The sequence below is a fragment of the Allorhizocola rhizosphaerae genome, from assembly GCF_003426775.1.
GTDB lineage: Bacteria > Actinomycetota > Actinomycetes > Mycobacteriales > Micromonosporaceae > Allorhizocola > Allorhizocola rhizosphaerae.
Genome location: NZ_QJUG01000178.1, coordinates 1 through 17,598 on the forward strand (window position 1 = coordinate 1; position 17,598 = coordinate 17,598).

The 17,598-nt window shown below is 67.5% G+C and carries 18 protein-coding genes; 14 read left to right on the forward strand and 4 right to left on the reverse strand.

Features of this window, described 5'->3' with window-relative positions; translation table 11 throughout:
* Nucleotides 1-619 precede the first annotated feature (619 nt).
* Genes DM816_RS30160 through DM816_RS30170 form a run of 3 tightly spaced genes read right to left on the reverse strand, consistent with a single transcriptional unit; the run spans nt 620 to nt 4,318 of the window.
* Complete coding sequence (locus DM816_RS30160) at nt 620-1,891, reverse strand: ATP-grasp domain-containing protein (RefSeq protein ID WP_117213772.1); 1,272 nt, start codon at nt 1,889-1,891, stop codon at nt 620-622.
* Nucleotides 1,888-3,039 (reverse strand): ATP-grasp domain-containing protein, encoded by a 1,152-nt coding sequence (locus DM816_RS30165; protein WP_162907989.1) that lies wholly within the window; start codon nt 3,037-3,039, stop codon nt 1,888-1,890. Before DM816_RS30165 ends, DM816_RS30160 begins: the two co-directional genes overlap by 4 nt.
* A 55-nt stretch (nt 3,040-3,094) precedes the next feature.
* Nucleotides 3,095-4,318, reverse strand: a complete 1,224-nt coding sequence (locus DM816_RS30170; protein WP_117213774.1) for a hypothetical protein — start codon at nt 4,316-4,318, stop codon at nt 3,095-3,097.
* A 189-nt stretch (nt 4,319-4,507) separates the two neighbouring features.
* Here DM816_RS30170 and DM816_RS30175 point away from each other — a divergent pair, with 189 nt between their 5' ends.
* The 14 genes from DM816_RS30175 (at nt 4,508) to DM816_RS30240 (ending at nt 16,560) form a co-directional block, all read left to right on the forward strand.
* Nucleotides 4,508-5,218 carry a YqcI/YcgG family protein gene (locus DM816_RS30175; protein WP_162907990.1) on the forward strand — a complete coding sequence of 237 codons (711 nt, stop codon included), beginning with the start codon at nt 4,508-4,510 and terminating at the stop codon, nt 5,216-5,218.
* Nucleotides 5,208-6,173: an ABC transporter ATP-binding protein gene (locus DM816_RS30180; protein WP_246002438.1), complete on the forward strand. Its 966-nt coding sequence runs from the start codon at nt 5,208-5,210 to the stop codon at nt 6,171-6,173. Before DM816_RS30175 ends, DM816_RS30180 begins: the two co-directional genes overlap by 11 nt.
* A complete protein-coding gene (locus DM816_RS30185) occupies nt 6,170-6,952 on the forward strand; it encodes an ABC transporter permease (RefSeq protein ID WP_162907991.1) in 783 nt (260 codons plus the stop codon). The genes DM816_RS30180 and DM816_RS30185 overlap by 4 nt, the downstream gene beginning before the upstream one ends.
* Nucleotides 6,949-7,731: an ABC transporter permease gene (locus DM816_RS30190; RefSeq protein ID WP_117213777.1), complete on the forward strand. Its 783-nt coding sequence runs from the start codon at nt 6,949-6,951 to the stop codon at nt 7,729-7,731. Before DM816_RS30185 ends, DM816_RS30190 begins: the two co-directional genes overlap by 4 nt.
* 200 nt (nt 7,732-7,931) lie before the next feature.
* Nucleotides 7,932-9,608, forward strand: coding sequence for a B12-binding domain-containing radical SAM protein (locus DM816_RS30195; RefSeq protein WP_117213778.1), 1,677 nt, complete (start codon nt 7,932-7,934; stop codon nt 9,606-9,608).
* Nucleotides 9,601-10,098, forward strand: coding sequence for a hypothetical protein (locus tag DM816_RS30200; RefSeq protein WP_117213779.1), 498 nt, complete (start codon nt 9,601-9,603; stop codon nt 10,096-10,098). Before DM816_RS30195 ends, DM816_RS30200 begins: the two co-directional genes overlap by 8 nt.
* 12 nt (nt 10,099-10,110) lie before the next feature.
* Nucleotides 10,111-11,229 carry a methionine adenosyltransferase gene (metK, locus tag DM816_RS30205; RefSeq protein ID WP_117213780.1) on the forward strand — a complete coding sequence of 373 codons (1,119 nt, stop codon included), beginning with the start codon at nt 10,111-10,113 and terminating at the stop codon, nt 11,227-11,229.
* The gene (locus DM816_RS30210; RefSeq protein WP_117213781.1) at nt 11,222-12,286 is read left to right on the forward strand and encodes a phosphoenolpyruvate carboxykinase (ATP); all 1,065 of its coding nucleotides are present in this window, start codon (nt 11,222-11,224) and stop codon (nt 12,284-12,286) included. The genes metK and DM816_RS30210 overlap by 8 nt, the downstream gene beginning before the upstream one ends.
* Before the next feature lie 10 nt (nt 12,287-12,296).
* The gene (locus DM816_RS30215) at nt 12,297-13,052 is read left to right on the forward strand and encodes a phytanoyl-CoA dioxygenase family protein (RefSeq protein ID WP_117213782.1); all 756 of its coding nucleotides are present in this window, start codon (nt 12,297-12,299) and stop codon (nt 13,050-13,052) included.
* 124 nt (nt 13,053-13,176) lie between these two features.
* On the forward strand, nt 13,177-13,809 hold the full coding sequence (locus tag DM816_RS30220; RefSeq protein ID WP_246002439.1) for an SAM-dependent methyltransferase: 633 nt from the start codon (nt 13,177-13,179) through the stop codon (nt 13,807-13,809).
* Complete coding sequence (locus DM816_RS30225; RefSeq protein WP_117213784.1) at nt 13,809-14,336, forward strand: CYTH domain-containing protein; 528 nt, start codon at nt 13,809-13,811, stop codon at nt 14,334-14,336. The genes DM816_RS30220 and DM816_RS30225 overlap by 1 nt, the downstream gene beginning before the upstream one ends.
* A 609-nt stretch (nt 14,337-14,945) precedes the next feature.
* Nucleotides 14,946-15,371: a hypothetical protein gene (locus DM816_RS30230; protein ID WP_162907993.1), complete on the forward strand. Its 426-nt coding sequence runs from the start codon at nt 14,946-14,948 to the stop codon at nt 15,369-15,371.
* Nucleotides 15,372-15,394: 23 nt separating this feature from the next.
* Entirely contained in the window at nt 15,395-16,063 is a 669-nt protein-coding gene (locus DM816_RS30235; protein ID WP_117213786.1) for a hypothetical protein, read from the forward strand.
* Between the two features lie 35 nt (nt 16,064-16,098).
* Nucleotides 16,099-16,560, forward strand: a complete 462-nt coding sequence (locus tag DM816_RS30240) for a tyrosine-type recombinase/integrase (RefSeq protein WP_117213787.1) — start codon at nt 16,099-16,101, stop codon at nt 16,558-16,560.
* 598 nt (nt 16,561-17,158) lie between these two features.
* On the opposite strand, the gene DM816_RS45345 is transcribed toward DM816_RS30240, so the two are convergent.
* Entirely contained in the window at nt 17,159-17,290 is a 132-nt protein-coding gene (locus tag DM816_RS45345; RefSeq protein WP_281274378.1) for a hypothetical protein, read from the reverse strand.
* Nucleotides 17,291-17,598: the final 308 nt, after the last annotated feature.

Sequence of the window (17,598 nt, forward strand, 5' to 3'; positions counted from 1 at the left end):
ATCCGACCGGTACCGGCAAGACCCGATGGGCGGTGCGTTGGAAGCCAGTCCTCAACGCTTTCGCCATCACGTTCGGTGACCGGTTCCCGGCCGCCGAGAACTACTGAAGATCCGCCGGAAACACCGTTACTGAAACAGACCCCCCGTTCGGCCAGTGAACAACCGTGCCGGTGTTGGCTGAGCACAGGGAAACGCGTGTACATTCGTTGTCTTCTCTAGTCTCGCTGCACGGACCATGATGTTCAAAGGCGAAGAACGTCCATGACGACTATGCGAGGCTCGATCATGTCAATGATGAACCCCCAGCGGAACTCCGATGACCGAGGATTGCATCCCTACGCAGAGGAGATGCGTCGATTCGGGCGGCTTGACGCCATGCCGTCATCGACCTGGAGGCGATTCCAGGCGGCGTTGCGATTGATGGTGTCCACTCAGAAAGCGAACCCTGAGCGGGACGGTCGCGTCGTCGCTCCGCGGTCTGTTTCGCTGCTGTTTCTTCAGGGAGTGGTTAGTGAGACGGCTCGGCGCTCGCGTCGCCGCGCGAAGCGATCTCACATGGTGTGCTTTTCTCGGCCGCTCAGCGCGAGTCGTCTTCATCCTTCTCGCGATGGGTTGGGACCTACAGGTGATCAACGGTCGCGATATGGTGCGGTACTTGGATCTCTGCCTTCCTCCCCTGCGCGTAAGCTGCACGGATCTCCTCGGTCTGCTTCAGGAATGACTCGCGATCGGATGCGTTGACCACGTATCGATCGATGTAGTCGGTGCAGTGGCGCGGCCCGCCGCCAGGGCCGCCACCGGAAGTCGGATTGTGCTTGTGCTCGGCGATCCCGAACTCGGCGAAGCGCTCAGGCGAGATGCCGCCGCGCCCAGCACCGGTCCCACCAGGATAGAAACCAAGCACGCCCCACGCCGAACGGTCCACGAGCGACACCGACCCGGCATCGAACGCGGCCATGCCGACCTCCAGCCGGATCGCCGCCTCGAAAATGTTGAGCCCACCATAGGCCCGCATCAGGTAACGGTCGATGCCACCGCCGCCCGGCCGCGCGGCGATCTCAAGGAACACCAGTTCGTCCCGCGCGGTGTGGAAGACCTCAAGGTGGGTGATGGCCCCGGGCAGCCCCAGCGCGCCGATGACGCGATCGTTGAGCCGAAGGATGCGTTCGCGTAACTCGCCCGTGGCGATATGCAGGCTGCCGCCCATGCCGCCTGCGGCGAAGTCGCCCGGACGCGCCACGTATTCGCTGACCGCGGCGAACGTGACGCGGCCCTGCTCGACCACCGCATCGCAGTGGTACATGGCTCCGGAGACGAACTCCTCGATCTGCATCTGCTCCACCCCCGGCGTCTGGCCCATGCCACGCCACCGGTGCAGTGCGTCGTCGAGGTCAGCGACAACCGCCACGCCCTCACTGCCCAGCCCCAACCGGGGCTTGAGCACCTTGGGCCCGCGGGACCAGTCGGCCCGCCACAGATCCACCTCCGAGTCGACCGGCGCGTAGGCGGGCACGGACAACCCGGCGGCCTGCGCCGCCTGCTTCATGCGCAGCTTGTCGCGGAACACCGTGGCCGTGGGCAGGCCGATGCCCGGCAGGCCGAACTTGGAGCGCAGCCGCGCGGCCATGAGGATCGCCTTCTCGTGCAAGGCGATCACGTGCCGGACGCCGTGCTCCTCGATGATCCAGCTGCAGACCGCCTCCACCTCCTCGTCGGAAAACACGTTGACCGTGCTCGTGTGCGGGAAGACCCGCGGGTCGTGCCGATCGACCCCCGCCCAGGTGTGCGTGACGAGATGCGGCTCGATCCGGTCCAGCGGAAGCAGGCAGCGCTCGCCGTCGAAGAGCACGCTGTGCGCGTGCCGGTTGAGGATCAGCACCGGTGTCCTCACGTGACCACCCTGATCTGTGCTGCGAACGACTTGGCCTTGGCCAGCGCGCTGCCCGGGTCGTCGCCGAACACCGCCACCCCGCCGACCCGATCGGCCGAACTCCTGAGCTCGCGCACCACATCGCCGGGCTGCACGGCCCACAGGTAATCGGTGCTCTCGTCGGTCTGTGGGAGCGAAACCTCCCGTACGGTCCCGGGTTTGGCGGTGGCAAACGCGACCGCCGCGGCGGCCGCGGTCGGCGAGGGCCGGTCGGCCGGTGCGCCCAGGCCGATCGGCCAGCCCACGCTCCACGCCTTGAGGTCGATGCCCGTGACCGCGCGCACCAGGCCCGGGATGCCGTCGCCCCCGATCCGGTTGTGCGACTCGATGACCTTCATGCCCTCGGGCGCCAGCTTGAACTCCGTGTGCGCCGGCCCGTCGCGCAGGCCCACCGCGTCGAGGAACGCCGTGATCCCGGCGGCGATGGCGGCGACATCCAGCGGTGCGATGGGTGGTACTACATGAGCCAGCTCGACAAACCCGTCTCCGGTCCGCTTTTCGGCCACGGCGATCAGCCGATGCCGGCCTCCGGTGCTGAACGACTCCGCGCTGAACTCGGGGCCCGGCACGTACTCCTCGATCAAAAGGTCACTCCACTCCGTGACCGTGGCGAGGGCGTCGACGGGAAGCAGGCGCACGCCCAGGCTCGCGGTGCCCTGCCGCGGCTTGACGATGGCGTGATCTGCCCCCCAGGACCGGACCGCTCGTGCCGCCTGCTCGGCGTCGCGCGGGCACGCGAACCCGACCGACAGGCCGGGCGCGCGCTGCAGCAGGGCCTGGCGCATCAATGCCTTGTCGCGCAACCGCTCCACGACCGCGGGTGGACTGCCGGGCAGGCCGAGCATCTCGTTGGCGACGGCGGCGGGCAGCAGGCCCTCCTCCGTCACCGACACGACGGCCGACACCCGCAGCACGCGCAGCACCCTGTCCACAAACGACGGAAACGACTTGGCGGTGAAGTCCACCGAGTACAGGTGGGAAATCTTGCGTTTCTCCACCATCGGCTCCACCGGGCGGCCCGGCTTTTGCACAAGGATCACCTCGCAGCCCAGACCGCGGGCCACAGCGGCAATGTTGGCGCTCGCGCCAAGCACCACAAGCCTTGTCACGACGACCCGCCCACAGCCGCGACGTAGGCGCTCGCGCGAAGCAGCGCAAACCCTGTCACGACGGCCCGTCCACGCAGTCGCGCAGCCATGAGAGCTTGGAATAGTAGGTGCGCTCGCTGGCCACGCCGAGGCCCGTCAGGTAGCGCTGCACGAGCCCGGCCAACCGCTCCAGCTCCGGTTCGATGGTGCTGGGGTCGAGCCCGTCGTGCACACGGGAGCGGTGATATTCGACCTCGGCCTGGCGCAGGATCCGCCCTCCCGCGAGCTCGCGCACCTCGTCAATCTCGATGCCGAAGAAGTGGCCCGTCGCGCTCGATTCGAGGTTGACGTCGAAGTGTGTGCGGGTGAGCGACGGCAGCGGCCGGAACGTCAGCTCGGGATGGCGCGCGGTGATGAACTCGGGCAGGCTGCCCGGCAGCGGATCGTCAAGCCGCTCAACGGTTTCCTGCCGACGGAGGCCGTCGTGGGCGAAGCGCTTGTATTTCACGTAGGTCCCCGAGGCCTGTTGCCAGGCCGCGATGTAACCTACCTGGTCGGCGGGGGCGAGCACCTCGCACATCTCCTGGGTGTTCTCCCAGCGCTGGACCTCGTTGCCGACATCGGGAATGAAGCCCGGCAGCGCCTCCGTGCCCACCAGGCTGGACAGGTGTGAGGTGAGCGACCAGATCGGCACCGGGTCGAGCAGGCCGATCTTCGCCTCGATCTCGATGCCCTTCTCGAACGTCGTGAACTCCTGCCACTCCACCGCCACCTCATCATGGAACGCGGGCGACAGCCGCAATCCTCCACAAACGACAGTCGCGAGGTCGTCGTCCCCGCCCACCTCGAAGCGCGCGACGCGGGTGAACACGGCGCCGATCGCCCGGACGCGGGTGGACACCAGAACCTCCGCGACGACCGGCGCGGCCGGGCCGGATGGGTTGCCGCACAGGTGAATCACCATGAGCGGGGTCAGGGCCGCGGCCACACCGGGCGGATGCCGCTGCGCGAGCAGCGCGCGAAAATCGGCGCCGATAAAGCACCCGTGCCATGTCGTGATCGCCTCGGGCAGCGCGCGGTGGTAGAGCCGCGCGCCGTCTCGGCTCAGCGCAAGGACTTCTCCGGTCGCCGACCCGGCCGCTGTCACATAGTCGACCGCACGTGGCACGCCCTCGGTGGCCGCCAACGGCACCACGAACAGTGGAATATCGGGCCGATGCTCGAGCGCGAACTGATGCGCGGCGTCACCGAAGATCAGAAAACGCTGGCCAACATTTAAGTCCGTCGACGTACGTGGCATGTGAACCCCCGTCTGTATGCCAGCACGCATCTTGCCAGAGCAGACCGCGGGAGCGCAAGATAGTCCGCATGCTAACGGGGACCTCTGTAACGACGATCATCTGTGCGATCAAGCGAGTGCGCCGGGCTTGCTGCCCCCGCTGACTTTTTCGCCGTGCCGTCGTCGTGTTTGGAGTGGCATACATTGCTGGTGAGACGGTCAACCCTTGGCCCGGCGGGACAAAGCCGGCTGGCCGGGCTCGCCGAGGAGTTCTCCTCGGCGATTTTTGAGCCAAGTTTTCCGTGTACGTTCGCGCCTCGCGCATGGCAACGCGATGAGCTTCTCTTCGGGCTGGCCGGTGATCCGGCCCGGATACTGCCCGACATGCTGGCGCTCATGCGGGAGGCCGCGGCCGCGATACGGTCGCATCGCGATCAGGTGGTCGTGCTTTTCCTGGACGCCGCAACGGGATCCACACTCGACACGGAGCGCGCCCTGGGCGCCGCGATCCTGCGGCACCTGCGCCGCCATGACCGGGTGCCGTGGCCGCACGGCGCACCGGCCGACCCGATGGACCCGCGCTGGGTGTTCTGGTTCGAGGGCGTGGATTTCTTCATCAACATGAGCACGCCCGGCCATCGCAGGCGGCGCAGCCGCAATCTCTGTTCGGCGTTCACTCTGGTGGTGCAATCACGGTCCGCGTTCGACGCCTTCGCCGGCGACGCCGATCCGGTGCGGGCCCACATCAGGTCGCGCATCGCCGCACACGACGCCATGCCGCCGCACCCGGCGCTCGGGGCCTATGGTGATCCGTGCAGCCGCGAGGCGGCACAGTACTTCCTTGGCGACGACAACGAAATAGTCATCGACCTCATTGCCGAGGCCGACATCAGTCCATCGGAGCATGCCCGTGAGCGATAACGACATCGAGGTGGAAAACCTGGTCCGGGTCTACGGCAGGGGCGCCGGTGCCCGCCGTGCCGTCGACGACATCTCCTTCGAAGTACGCCACGGTGAGTTCTTCGGCATCCTCGGTCCCAACGGGGCGGGCAAGACAACGACCATCAAGGTCCTGCTCACCACGCTGCTGCCGACCGCGGGGCGGGTCTCGATCCTGGGCCACGACGTGGTCCGCGACGTGCAGCGGGTGCGCCGCCGCATCGGTTATGTCCTCGGCGGTGACAAGGGCTTCTACGACCGGCTCACCGCGCGGCAAAACATGATCTATTTCTGTGATCTCTATGAGGTACCGCATCGCGTGCAGCGCACCCGCATCCCCCAGCTTCTGGAGCTGACCGGGCTCACCGCACGCGCCGGCGACAAGGTGGAGACGTTCTCCCGCGGGATGAAGCAGCGCCTGCACATCGCGCGCAGCCTGGTGCACGATCCGCGGGTGCTCATCCTCGACGAGCCGACCAGCGGCATCGACCCGATCGGCGCACGCGAGGTGCGCGATCTCGCCGCGGGCCTGATCCGGCTGGGCAAGACCGTGCTGCTCACCACGCACTACATGCAGGAGGCCGACGCGCTGTGCGATCGCCTGGTGGTGCTGGCCAAGGGGCGCATCGTCGCCTCGGGCGCGCCGCGCGACGTCAAGCAGCTCGCTGGCATCTCCCGGGTCACCGAGCTGGAGCTGACCGGGGTGGAGCAGCGGCGGCTGGACGCGTTGCGCGACATCGAGGGCGTGACCAGCGTGCACGTGGACGTGTCCGGCATCCAGCAGATCGTGCGGGTCCAGTCCGCCGCCGACGTCGACTGCACCGCGGCGATCGTGCGCGCGCTGGAGTCGGAGAAGGTCGAGCGGATCGCCACGCGCGAGCCGACGCTCGAGGACGCCTATGTCGCACTGATCTCGTCGCAGGACGGCAAGGCGTGATCCCGCGGCTGCGCTTCCTGTTCACCGCCTGGCTGTTTCACCTGCGCCAGCTGGCGACGCTGAAGCTGTACATCTTCGACTCGGTGGTGCTCCCGGTCATCCTGGCCACCATCGCGGTCCGGCTGGTCGGCGCGCGCGGCGACGACGGTGGGACCATCACGACCGTCGCCCTCGGCGCCGCCGTCATGGGCATGTGGGCCGCCACGCTCAGCGGCGCGGGCGGGGCCATCAGCCGCATGCGCAGCATGGGCCTACTCGAACCGGTGGTCGCCGCGCCCACCCCGCTGGCCACGGCGCTGGCCGGCAACGCGCTGGCCAGTTCGACCCTCGGGGTCTATTCGGTGACCGCGACGCTGCTCTGGGCGCGGTACGGCCTCGGCCTGCCCATCACGGTGCGGTCGCCGCTGATGCTCGTGGTCGCCACGCTGGCCACGATCGCGGCGACCGCGGCCCTGGGGCTGCTGCTGTCGGTCTCGCTGGTGATGTATCCGCGCGCCCAGTCGGTGAGCAACATCTTCGAGTATCCACTTTGGATACTGACCGGTGCGCTGGTGCCGCTGAGCTTGCTGCCGGGCTGGATCGGGGTGGCGAGCTGGGCGATCGCGCCTGCCTGGGGGGTCAAGGCGATCCAGGCCTCGGTGACCGGTGCGGCAACGGATTTCGGTGTGGCCACGGCGCTGTGCGTCGTCATCACTTGCGCCTACTGGGCGCTGAGCACCGCCTTGCTGCGCTCCGTCGAGCGCCTCGCACGAGAAAGGGCGACACTTCCGCTGTCATGAACAGACTTCGAATCGTGGTGGTGGGCGGTTATCTCGCCTACAAGGGCCTGTTCCACTGGCTCACCCGACGCCTGATCTTTCCGACGCTCGTGCTCAATCCCACCCTGCAGGTCATCACGTTCACCGTGATCGGGGCATACCTGGGCAGCCAGCCGGCGGAGTTCTACGCGGTGGGAAACTCGGTCCACGCCATGGCGCGCGCCTCCATCTTCGCCGCCACCGTGGTCATCGCCGCGGAGCGCACCAACGGCACGCTGAGCACCGTGCTGGCCACGCCCGCGCATCCGTTGCTCATCTTCGGTGGCCGGCTGCTGCCCGCGCTCACGACCGGGTTCTTCTCCAGCGTGCTCATGCTCGGGCTCTCCATGGTGATCGCGCGGGCGCGGATTCCGCTCGCCAGCGTGCCGGGCATCCTCCTGATGATCGTCCTGATCGCGTTGGCGTGCAGCGCTTTGGGCCTGTGCCTGGGGGCACTCGCGCTCTACCTGCGCGACGTCTTCTTCCTGCCCAACGTCGCCATCTACGCCACCATGCTCCTGTGCGGCGTGAATTTGACCACCCAGGAGACGCCGGCCGTGATGCGCGGCATCGCGGAGATTCTTCCGCTGACGCATGGCCTGCGGGCGATCCGCTCGCTCGCCGCCGGCACCGGTCTGCCCGTGGCCGAACCGCTGCTGGAGCTCGCGGTCGCGGCGGCCTGGGCGTTGGCCGCGGCCGTGCTGTTGCGCGTGTTCAGCATGAAGGCGCGCGCACACGCCACGCTCGACCTCGGTTCGTGAGAAGGCCGGAAATCCGGCGCACATATTGACGCATACCCAAGCGCTGGTTAAGCTCGGCCGAAATGTTGGATAACGGGGTGACAATATCCACATTGGACTTTCGGCTCGCCTTGGCGCACGGTGCGAAGACCGTGAAGCGCCCGCGGGCATGAGTTCATCGGTGCGGTCGCTTCGCAGACATGCCGTTCCACGGGGGATAAATGAATACTCAATGCTGGCAGCTGACCGAAAACGGCCCACTCTTGGAGCATCGGCGGGGTCGCCCAAACCTGGCCCTGCTCAATGCCAATCCGTTCGCCGAGGGCATCGCCAATCTCGGTGCGCAGGTGATCGCGCGAGCCATGATCGACCACGGGTGGAACCTGGACTTCTCGTTCGCCGACACGTGCACGCGGGCCTCGCCGTTCATCGCCAACCTGGCCGGCCCGGCGGAGATGGACGTGCTGGCGTTCTCCATCCCGTTCGAGGACACCTATCATCACGTGCCGCGCATGCTGCGCATGTGCGGGCTGGACCCCTGGGCGCACCGGCGCACGGGTGATGACCCGCTGGTGGTCGCCGGGGGCATGGCGCTGATCAATCCGATGCCGCTGGCCCCGTTCTTCGATGTGATGGTCATCGGCGAGGGCCGGGAGGTCCTGCCGCGCATCGCCGATCTCGTGCTGGAACACCAGGCGCGCCAAGGCACCCGCGGCGATTTGCTGCGCGCCGTCGCGCAGCTGCCGCACACCCTGGTCCCCTCGCTCTACGACATGACCTACGACGACCTGGGCTGCGTCGACCGGTTCGAGCCCGTCGGCGGCGCCGCGGAACAGGTGCACGCCGCCCGTCCGCTGGACATGACGGCGCACCCGATCCAGTCGGAGTGGACGACGCAGCGCGCGTGCTACAAATACCCCGACTATTTCAGCGTCATGGTCGCCATGGGCTGCCACCTCAAGTGCCCGTTCTGCGTGGTGGGCAATGTGCAGGGGGCCGAGAGCGGGCGCGCGCTCAACATCGAGCGCGACAAAATCGTCGAGCTGGCGGTGGAGCGCCGCCGGGCCTACGGCACCAATCTGGTCAAGCTCTTCTTCGCCTCCTCGTTCGCCAAGCAGGCGTCCATGGATCCGCTGAGCCTGACCAACCTGCTCGACACGATGCTGGCCGAAGACTTCGAGTGCCGCGTCGGCTCGCTCAACGTGCGGCAGGCCAACGACGAACTGCTGCGCCTGGTCAAGCGCGCCGGGCAGGATCGGGTCACCTTCGCCCCCGAGACGGGTGCCGCCCTGCGGCAGTCCATCGGCAAGCCCTACAGCAAGGACGAGAAGCTGCTCGAGGTCGCCGCCATGCTCCATCAGCATGGACTCGGCCTTGATCTTTACACCATGATCGGGGTACCGGGTGAGGAGCCCAGGCACATCGCCGAGCTCGCCGATCTGATCACGAAGGTGCGCACCGAGCTAGGTCCACAACAGACGCTCGAGGTGTCGCTCAACCCGGCGTTCGCCAAGGCGCAGACGCCATACGAGCGCTGGGCGACGCTGCGCCCGGAGGAGTCCCGCCGCCGATTCGCCTTTCTGCGCAGCCGGATCCCGGATTGGGCCGATGTCAGGTGGGTGTCGGTCATCGACGACGCGATGTCCTACTACCAGCCGATCCTCGCCCTCGGCGGCCCTGAGCTGGCCGCAGTGCTCGACGACGTGTCCACCAGCTATCAGCCGAGCGAAACCCAATGGCGCGAGGCAATTTCCCGGCTCGTGCCCGGCGGCGACCGGCGATACTTCGCCGCCAAGCCCGACGACCGGCGCCTGCCCTGGCAGCACATCGTGTTCAATGACCATCGTAGGCTGGCGCTGCGGCTCGACGCGCACAAGATGCGGGTGCAGCGTGGCTGAGCCGGTGCCGGCGAGCTGGGATGAGCTGGCCGAGAGTCACCCCGGCGGCGGCACCGTCTGGGCCGGGCCCCAGCGCGTGGTCGACGGGCTGATCGCGTCCACCCTGGGCCGTCCGGTGTGGAGCGTCGCCGTCGACCAGCTGCGCGGCGTCGGGTTCCTCGACGAACTGTTAGCGCTCGCCCACGGCCACGCGAAGCGTTGCGTGGCAATGCCTTCGCACGGCGCGGCCGACGGCGTCGAGCCGGTGCCGGCCGCCGCGTTCGATCAGCTGGGCCCGGCGCTGGGCCTGCCCGTGGCGTTGATCGCCCACGTGGGCGTGGATCCGCATGACGACGGCGCGCTGGCCCTGGGCGCCGGCATCCGGCCGATCCTCCTCGGCACGCCGCCTGCGGCGCGTGGAACGCTGGTCGTGGCAACCCCGGCGCAGCTGGCGGCGTTGATGCGGGGTGAGGCGACGACGCCGGCGACAAGCACTTATCACGAAGTGTGACAGGAGAGCGAGATGAGCAAGTATTTCTTCACATCGGAGTCCGTGGCGGAGGGGCACCCCGACAAGGTGTGCGATCTGGTCGCTGACACCGTGCTCGACGCCTATCTCGAGCAGGACCCGGGCACGCGCGCCGGGTGCGAGGTGCTGTACAAGGGCGATCTGATGGTGGTGGCGGGTGAGTTCACGTCGACCGCGCATGTGCCGGTGGAGGAGCTGGCCCGGCAGGTCGTCGCCGAGGTGGGATACGTCCCGGGCAAGGCCAAGCACAACTCGGAGACCGTGCGGATCCAGACGCTCATCACCGAGCAGTCGCGTGAGATCCGCGCGGCGACCGATCGCGCGGCGGACGCGCCGTCCCAGCGCGGCGCCTCCGACCAGGGGATCATGTTCGGGATGGCGTGCGACGACACCCCCGAGCTGATGCCCCTGCCCATCATGCTGGCGCACACCATTGGCAAGGCGATTGTCGCGGCCCGCAAGAGCGGCGAGGTCGAGTGGCTGCGCCCGGACGGCAAGACCGCGGTCACCGTGCAATACGAGGACGAGAAGCCGGTCGCGGTCACCAATGTGGTCGTGGCGGCGCAGCACGCGCCCGAGATCACCCATGCGGAGGTGACCGACTGGGTGACCCGGCGCATCCTGCCGGGCGCCCTGGGCGCGTGGCTGACCGATGCCACGGCCGTGCACGTCAACCCGCTCGGCACGTTCACGCTGGGCGGGCCGGAGATCGACTGCGGCATGACGGGCCGCAAGATCGTGGTGGACACCTACGGCGGCAGCGGCCGCATCGGCGGCGGCGCGCTCAGCGGCAAGGATCCGTCCAAATTGGACCGCACGGGCACCTACTTCTGCCGCTGGGTGGCCAAACAGCTGGTGGCGCAGGGAATTGCGCACAAGGTGGAGCTCCAGATCGCCTACGGATTCGGGCTGGCCAAACCGCTGTCGGTGCGCGTCGACACGTTCGGCACCGGTGATGCCGCCGAGGCCGGTGCGTGGGTGGAGCGGTTCGACTTCCGTCCCGGCGCCATGGCGGAGGTGCTCGACCTCGCCCAGCCCATTTACCGCAGCGCCACCAACTACGGGCACTTCGGCAAGCCCGATTTGCCGTGGGAACGGTTGCCCGATGCCTGAGCTGACGGTCAGATATCTCGACACCGTGCTGTGCGTGCGCCTGGACACCGAAGCACTGTCCCATCTGGAGCATAGCTTCGGCTTCCTGCGCTCGCACTTCGCGATCGAGCCGGGTTCAGCGCCCACCGCCGACTGTCTGATCGACATCGTTTCCTTCGACGAGCTGCGGGTGCACGACCACGCGCGCGGTGACGGCGCGGAAACGGTGATGAAGCTGGCTTCCCGGCGGCACTATGTGGTCAGTGGCGCACGGTTTCCCACGGCCACGGGCCATCTGATCGTGACCGGCAAGACGAGCACGGCCTACCTGTTCGACTACCGGTCCGGTGCGGCCAGGCTTTACGTGTCACCGGGTTCGTGGGTGCACATCGTCGAGTTCTTCCGGGCACTGGTGTGGGAGCTCGAGGTGGCGCGCGGCACGCTCGTGCTGCATGCCGCCGCGGTGGAGCGCGGCGGTGCGGCCTATGCGCTGTCGGGCGCGAAGGGCGCCGGCAAGACGACGACCCTCCTGGACATCCTGCGCTCACCGGGCTTCCGCTTCGTGTCGGGCGACAAGCTGTTCGCCACGCGGGGCGCTGACGGCGGGATCGGCGTGACCGGCTGGCCCGACTTCCCGCACGTGGGGTGGGGCACCATCAAGGCCCGGCCGGCGCTGTTCCGGGCCGTCGTGCGCGACCTCGGCCTGGTCCCGTCGGACGATCCGAGGGAGAAGGTGGTGCTGCCGCACGCGTGGTACCGGGAGGTGATCGGGTTCGAGATCTGCGCCCACCGGTTGCCGCTCGCCGCGTTCGTGCTGCCGCAGATCGACGTGTCCCATCCCGACGTGCCAAGCAGGCTGTCGCGCACGCAGCTCGGCGATTCGGCGATCGCCGGCATCGTGGAGTCCCGCAAGCGGCCGGGGCCGCGCGAGGGTTGGGAGCCCTACTTCGCCGCGGTCACCGCACGGGTGCGGCCGCGCGGCTACCGGATCCGCGCCGCGGATCTCGCCGGGTGGCCGGCGTTCGTGCGCACCGGCGCCCAGGAGCTGCACGAGCTGACCGATCTGCAACGAGTGTGAGGAGCACAAGATGGTCTTGAAGGATTCCCTTGCGCAGACCTTCCGGGAACGCGGCTACATCACCGTCCCGAGCCTGGTGGATGCCGATCGCCTGCGCGCGCTGAAGCGGCGCGCCGCGGAGCTGACGGCGCAGGCCGGCATGCGGGAGCGGATCACCGAACCCGACGGGCAGACTGTGCGCACGGTGTTCAACGTGCACGAGATCGAGCCGTCGTGGGGCGAGCTGGTGTCCACGGGCCCGATCGCCGGCATCGCGCGGGAGCTGCTCAGCACGGACATCTACGTCATGCAGACCCAGCTCAATCCCAAGCCCGCCTTCGACACGGTCTCGTGGCGGTGGCATTCGGACTACCTGTTCTGGTATGCGCGCGACGGCATGAAGGAGCCGCGCGCCCTCACCGCGACCGTTTACCTCGACGACGTCACGGAGGCCAACGGCGCCATCCTCGCCATTCCCGCCTCGCACACCAAGAGCATCTTCGAGGTGGCCGAGGAGGGCGAGAACTTGCCGTGCGGCCGGAAGGACTCCAACTCTGCCCTGTCCAAGCGCGCGCTTCGCGAGCTGGCGGACGTGCACGGGCTCGAATACCTGACCGGTCCCGCGGGCAGCGTGATGTATCTGGACGCACAGGTGCTGCACTGCTCGACCGCCAACCAGAGTCCGTATGATCGAAGCATATTGATTATTCGCTACAACGCCGCGGACAATCCGCTGCCGGAGGTGGACGCGCCGCGACCGCAGTGGAAGATCCGCCGCAGCGCATGACCGGCCCCGACTGGTACGAGACCTACTTCGGCTCTGCCTGGCTGCGCATCGAGGGTTCATCGATGAGCGCAGCACGCGGCGAGAGGTCGACTGCGCCGTGGCTGTGCTGGGGTTACGATCGGGGATGCACGTGGCCGACATCCCGTGCGGCGCAGGCAGGCACAGCATCGAACTGGCGCGGCGCGGCATCGAGACGGTGGGCGTGGATCTGATGCCCGAGTCCATCGGCGTGGCCACCGAACGCGCGCGCTGGCAGGGCATGGCCGGGTTGACCCGGTTCGAGGTGGGCGACATGCGGCGGCTGAAGCCTGATCCGCGCAGCGATGCGGTCATTGTGATGAGGACATCTTTCTGGTACGCGGCCGAACGCTCGCTGGACGAGCAGATCCTCGCCAATCTGCGTGGCCGGCTCAAGCCGGGCGGGCGGATCCTGCTTGATCTCGTCAACCCGTTTCGGCTGGCGAAGACCACGACCGAGCCGCGGCGCTGGCGGCGCCACGACAACGGCACCGTGCAGTTGGAGAGCCGCAACTTCGATCTCCGCACCGCACGGCGGGAGGTGCACGTCGAACTGCTGACACCAGAGGGCGAACACCTCAGCCCGCACCAGTCGATGCGTATCTATTTTCTTCATGAGCTGGAGGAGATGCTGCGCGCCAGCGCGTTTGCCTCGGTGACCGCCTACAGGGGATATGACGGCGGCCACTACGGCCTGGAAACCAAGCGCCTCATCGTCGTCGCCGTGGCCGAACCGTGATGGCCGGGGCCTCGCCCATCGAGACTGAGCGCAAGTTCCTGCTACGCTCAAACGGCTGGCGGGCCGGCGTCACCGCTTCGGCCACCATCGAGCAGGCCTATGTGGCGATGGCCGACCGCGCCACCGTGCGGGTGCGGCGATACGGCGACAAGGGATTTGTCACGGTGAAAGGTCGGCGGTCCGGCGTGTCGCGCGTCGAGCTGGAAACAGAGGTGACGCTGGATTTCGCCCGCGCCCTGCTGCGCTCGGACCTGCTTGAGCTGCCGCCACTCGTTAAAACCCGGCATTTGGTACCGGTGGACGGCCTGCTTTTCGAGATCGACGAGTTCGCCGGGCGCAATGCCGGACTCGTGATCGCGGAGGTGTGCCGACCGGGGAGGCGTGATCAGCTTGTGCGCGTGAACACCGACAGCGCCTTCGGCCCGCCTGGCCAGCCTGCTCGCCGACCATGTGCAGCTCGCTACCTGTGTCTCGTATCGGGCGACAACGACTCGCTGGCCGGATTTCTTCGCGGGGACAGCCGGTGAGCTCTGCGGTGACACGGAAAACGTCACGATCGCCTGGCCCAGCGCAGACGCGGCTATGGAACAGGCGGCCACCAAAGCGCCCGGCATGGTCGCCGCCGCGAGGCGGTCACCGCGCCCGTGGCGCGAGGCGGATTCTTCGCCCGACCTCTACGTCCGCCGCTGCTTTGATCTTCAAAGTAGGTGCTGCCCGTGGGGATCTGCCACAGAATTAAAAGTCCGCAGCTCTGCCATTGAGCTAGCACCCCGGCGCTGATCAGGTTACCTGATGGACCTGGAGCACCCCAATCTGATATGCAGCGGCGACACGTAGATGTTTGATCATCGGCCAGCGGGCTCACATGACGCGACTGGTCCGTCACACGTAGCAATTTACGAGCATTGACCTGCTCTCATCGACGCACTTGTCTGTACGAGATCTGTTTCCTGGTGTTCCGTGGTTGCTCCATCATCTTGCGGTCTGCGGCTACGTTCCGCGTTTGTGCAGCTCAGCACCCGATCCATATGGCGTGCCGGCAGGCTGATCGCGGTGGGCGTGTGGTGTCTGGTCGGCGACAGGACCGCCACCGCATCGCGCGCCGTGTCGTTCCTGCACGTCGGATACTCCGGTCGATGCGAGGTGGCACAGTGCGGGTGGCGGAAGGCTCGGTGGGCAAGCGATGCAACTGCACCGGTGAGGACGGAAGGCGCCTGGGGATGCGCTGCTCGAAGCCGCGCCGGGCGGACGGCGGCTGGAGCAGCAGCCACGGCCGTTGGGTGTACCAACTGGAGCTGCCACGCGGCCGTGACGGCAAGCGGCGCCTGCTGCGGCGGGTGCCGGCCGAATACCCCAACACCAGGGACGCCGCCATGCGGGAACGCGACCACGCCAAGGCGCTGGTGCAGCTGGCCGGGGACGACGAGCAGCGCCGCGACGACCTCGGGGCGCTGCTGATGCGCACCCCGAGCGGGCAGGGCCTGCCCAGCCGCGACACCGTGATTCGCCGGCTCATGCTGGCCGACCCCTCCAAGTCGACCTCACCGTCGGCGAATTCCTAACGGCCTGGGTCGTGGCCCGGCCCATGGACGACAACACCCGCCGCACCTACAGCCTGCACATCCACCGGCACCTGAGCCCGCACCTGGGGCACATCAGGCTGGCCGGGTTACGGGCCACGCACGTCGAGGACATGTACCAGGCGGTGGCCGACCGCAACGAGCGCATACGCGAAACCGTCGGCCCAGATGCCACGGCGGCGACATTGCGCCGACATGGGCATCTGGCCCCGGCCACCATCGCGTCGATCCTGCGGACGTTGCGGGTGGCGCTCAACCACGCCATCCGCAAGCACCGGCTCATCGATACCAATGCGGTGTGCCTGGCCGACCTTCCGGCACCGCGGCCGGTCAAGGCCCTGGTATGGACCGAAGACCGGGTGCAGCACTGGCAGCAGACCGGGACGGTGCCATCACCGGTGATGGTGTGGACACCGGCACAGGCGGGACGGTTTCTGGACTACGTCAAGCAGCGCGATCCGGACCTGTACCCGCTGTTCATGCTCGTCCTGCACCGCGGCAGCCGCCGCGGCGAGGCCATCGGGCTATGCACCGGCCACGTCGGCCTGCACACCGGCAGCGTCACCGTGAGCAGCAACTCACGTCCCACGGGGGCAAGACGGTGTACAAAGCCGTCAAGACCGCCAATGGTGATCGGGAAACGGTCATCGACCGGCAGCTGGCTGCGGCGTTGAACGCCTACCGTGCACGCCGCCAGTACCTTCAAGAGGTGGCCGGTGAGACATGGCCGCAGCAGGTTCCTGTCACGCAGTACTCGACAGCGACCGGATACCATCACCAATACCTTGATCTGTTCTTCCGCCAGCCCAGCGGCCAGCCATGGCATCCAGACGCCGTCAGCAAACGCTTCACCCAGTACGCGCAAGAGGCAGGACTGCCACCGTGCAGCATCCACGACGGCCGCCACGCCTCAGCCAGCTACACCATCGCCGCGGGCGGCACCATCAAAGACGTCAAAGAACAGCTCGGACTGTCCACCTTGGACATCGCCGACAAGGTCTACGCCACCCTGCTACGCGAACACGAACAACACCTCGCCGAGAAAACAGCGGCGCTCATCCCCCGCCAGTCCTGCCGCCCCAGCCCGAAACGGTGCGCGGCCCGCCCGCGCCGCAACCGCAAGAACCGCCGCGCCGCACCACAGCGTAAGAAGCACGCACACCGTTTGTGACCGTGGGACATACTCCCGAGATCTCCCGCAGGCGGCCCCGCCCTTGGCCAGACTTCCGCACGGTAACGGGCAATGTCCGCCGGTATCTTGAATCATTCCCATGATGTCGGACTCATGCTAGACGAGCGTTAGCCTGATCATGTCTGTGTTCGGTGAGCTCAGGGTGGAGACCGGTGGGCAGCAGGGTGATCGGGTTGAGCCCGGCGTCGATGCGCCGCCACAGCGGGCGGCTGCTGGCCACACCGCGCAGCAGCGCGTCCACATCGGACGGTTAGCTGGCGTGCTGCGTGAGGACCTCCTCCGGGCCGAACACCGCCCGGTCGGCCCGGGGCCGGCCAGCCCGCGCACGGCCGCCTTGCACGTCGAGGCGATCTCCTCCTTGCCGAGGCGATGCAGCAGCAGCACGATCTCGCCTCGGTCAGACCATCTGGGATGGGAACACCGAAATCGCGCAGGCGATCGAGCAGTTCCACCCAGCCGGTCAAGGTTCGTTGCTTCGGCGTGCCACGCTGGCGCCGACGCTGCCATCGCCGTGCCTTGAGCCCGATGATGGTCGCGCAGATCGCAGCGACGGCAAGTATCGGTATGCCGACCCACTTCACGATGTCAGCGCCACATACCTTTTGACAGTCTTCGGGTCACAGCCCGCCAACTGGCCCGCCGAGTATGCGCAGCGGGTCAGGTCGTATGCCTCCAAGATTTCCATGATCTCCCTGTCAGACTTGGTCACGGTCTCTCCGGTCCGGGTTGATGCAAGGTCAGCAACCAGCAGCCAACCCGACCGGGGAGATCCACTTCACTGGGCCATGACGGAGATCACCTGACCGCCCACCAGGAATTCCGGTGTCCGCGAGCCGGGACTCAACTGTCCGTCAGCAACGATTTTTCAGCGTCCGCTAGTGTGCCGTCTCAGTTTTGGGGAGACAGTTGATTTAGGGTGACACGTCCGCGGCGGACTTTGGCCAGGATGTCTTCGGCGGTGGCGGTCCAAATCAAGGGTTTCGGGTCGTTGTTGTAGGCGGTCAGGTACGCCTCGAT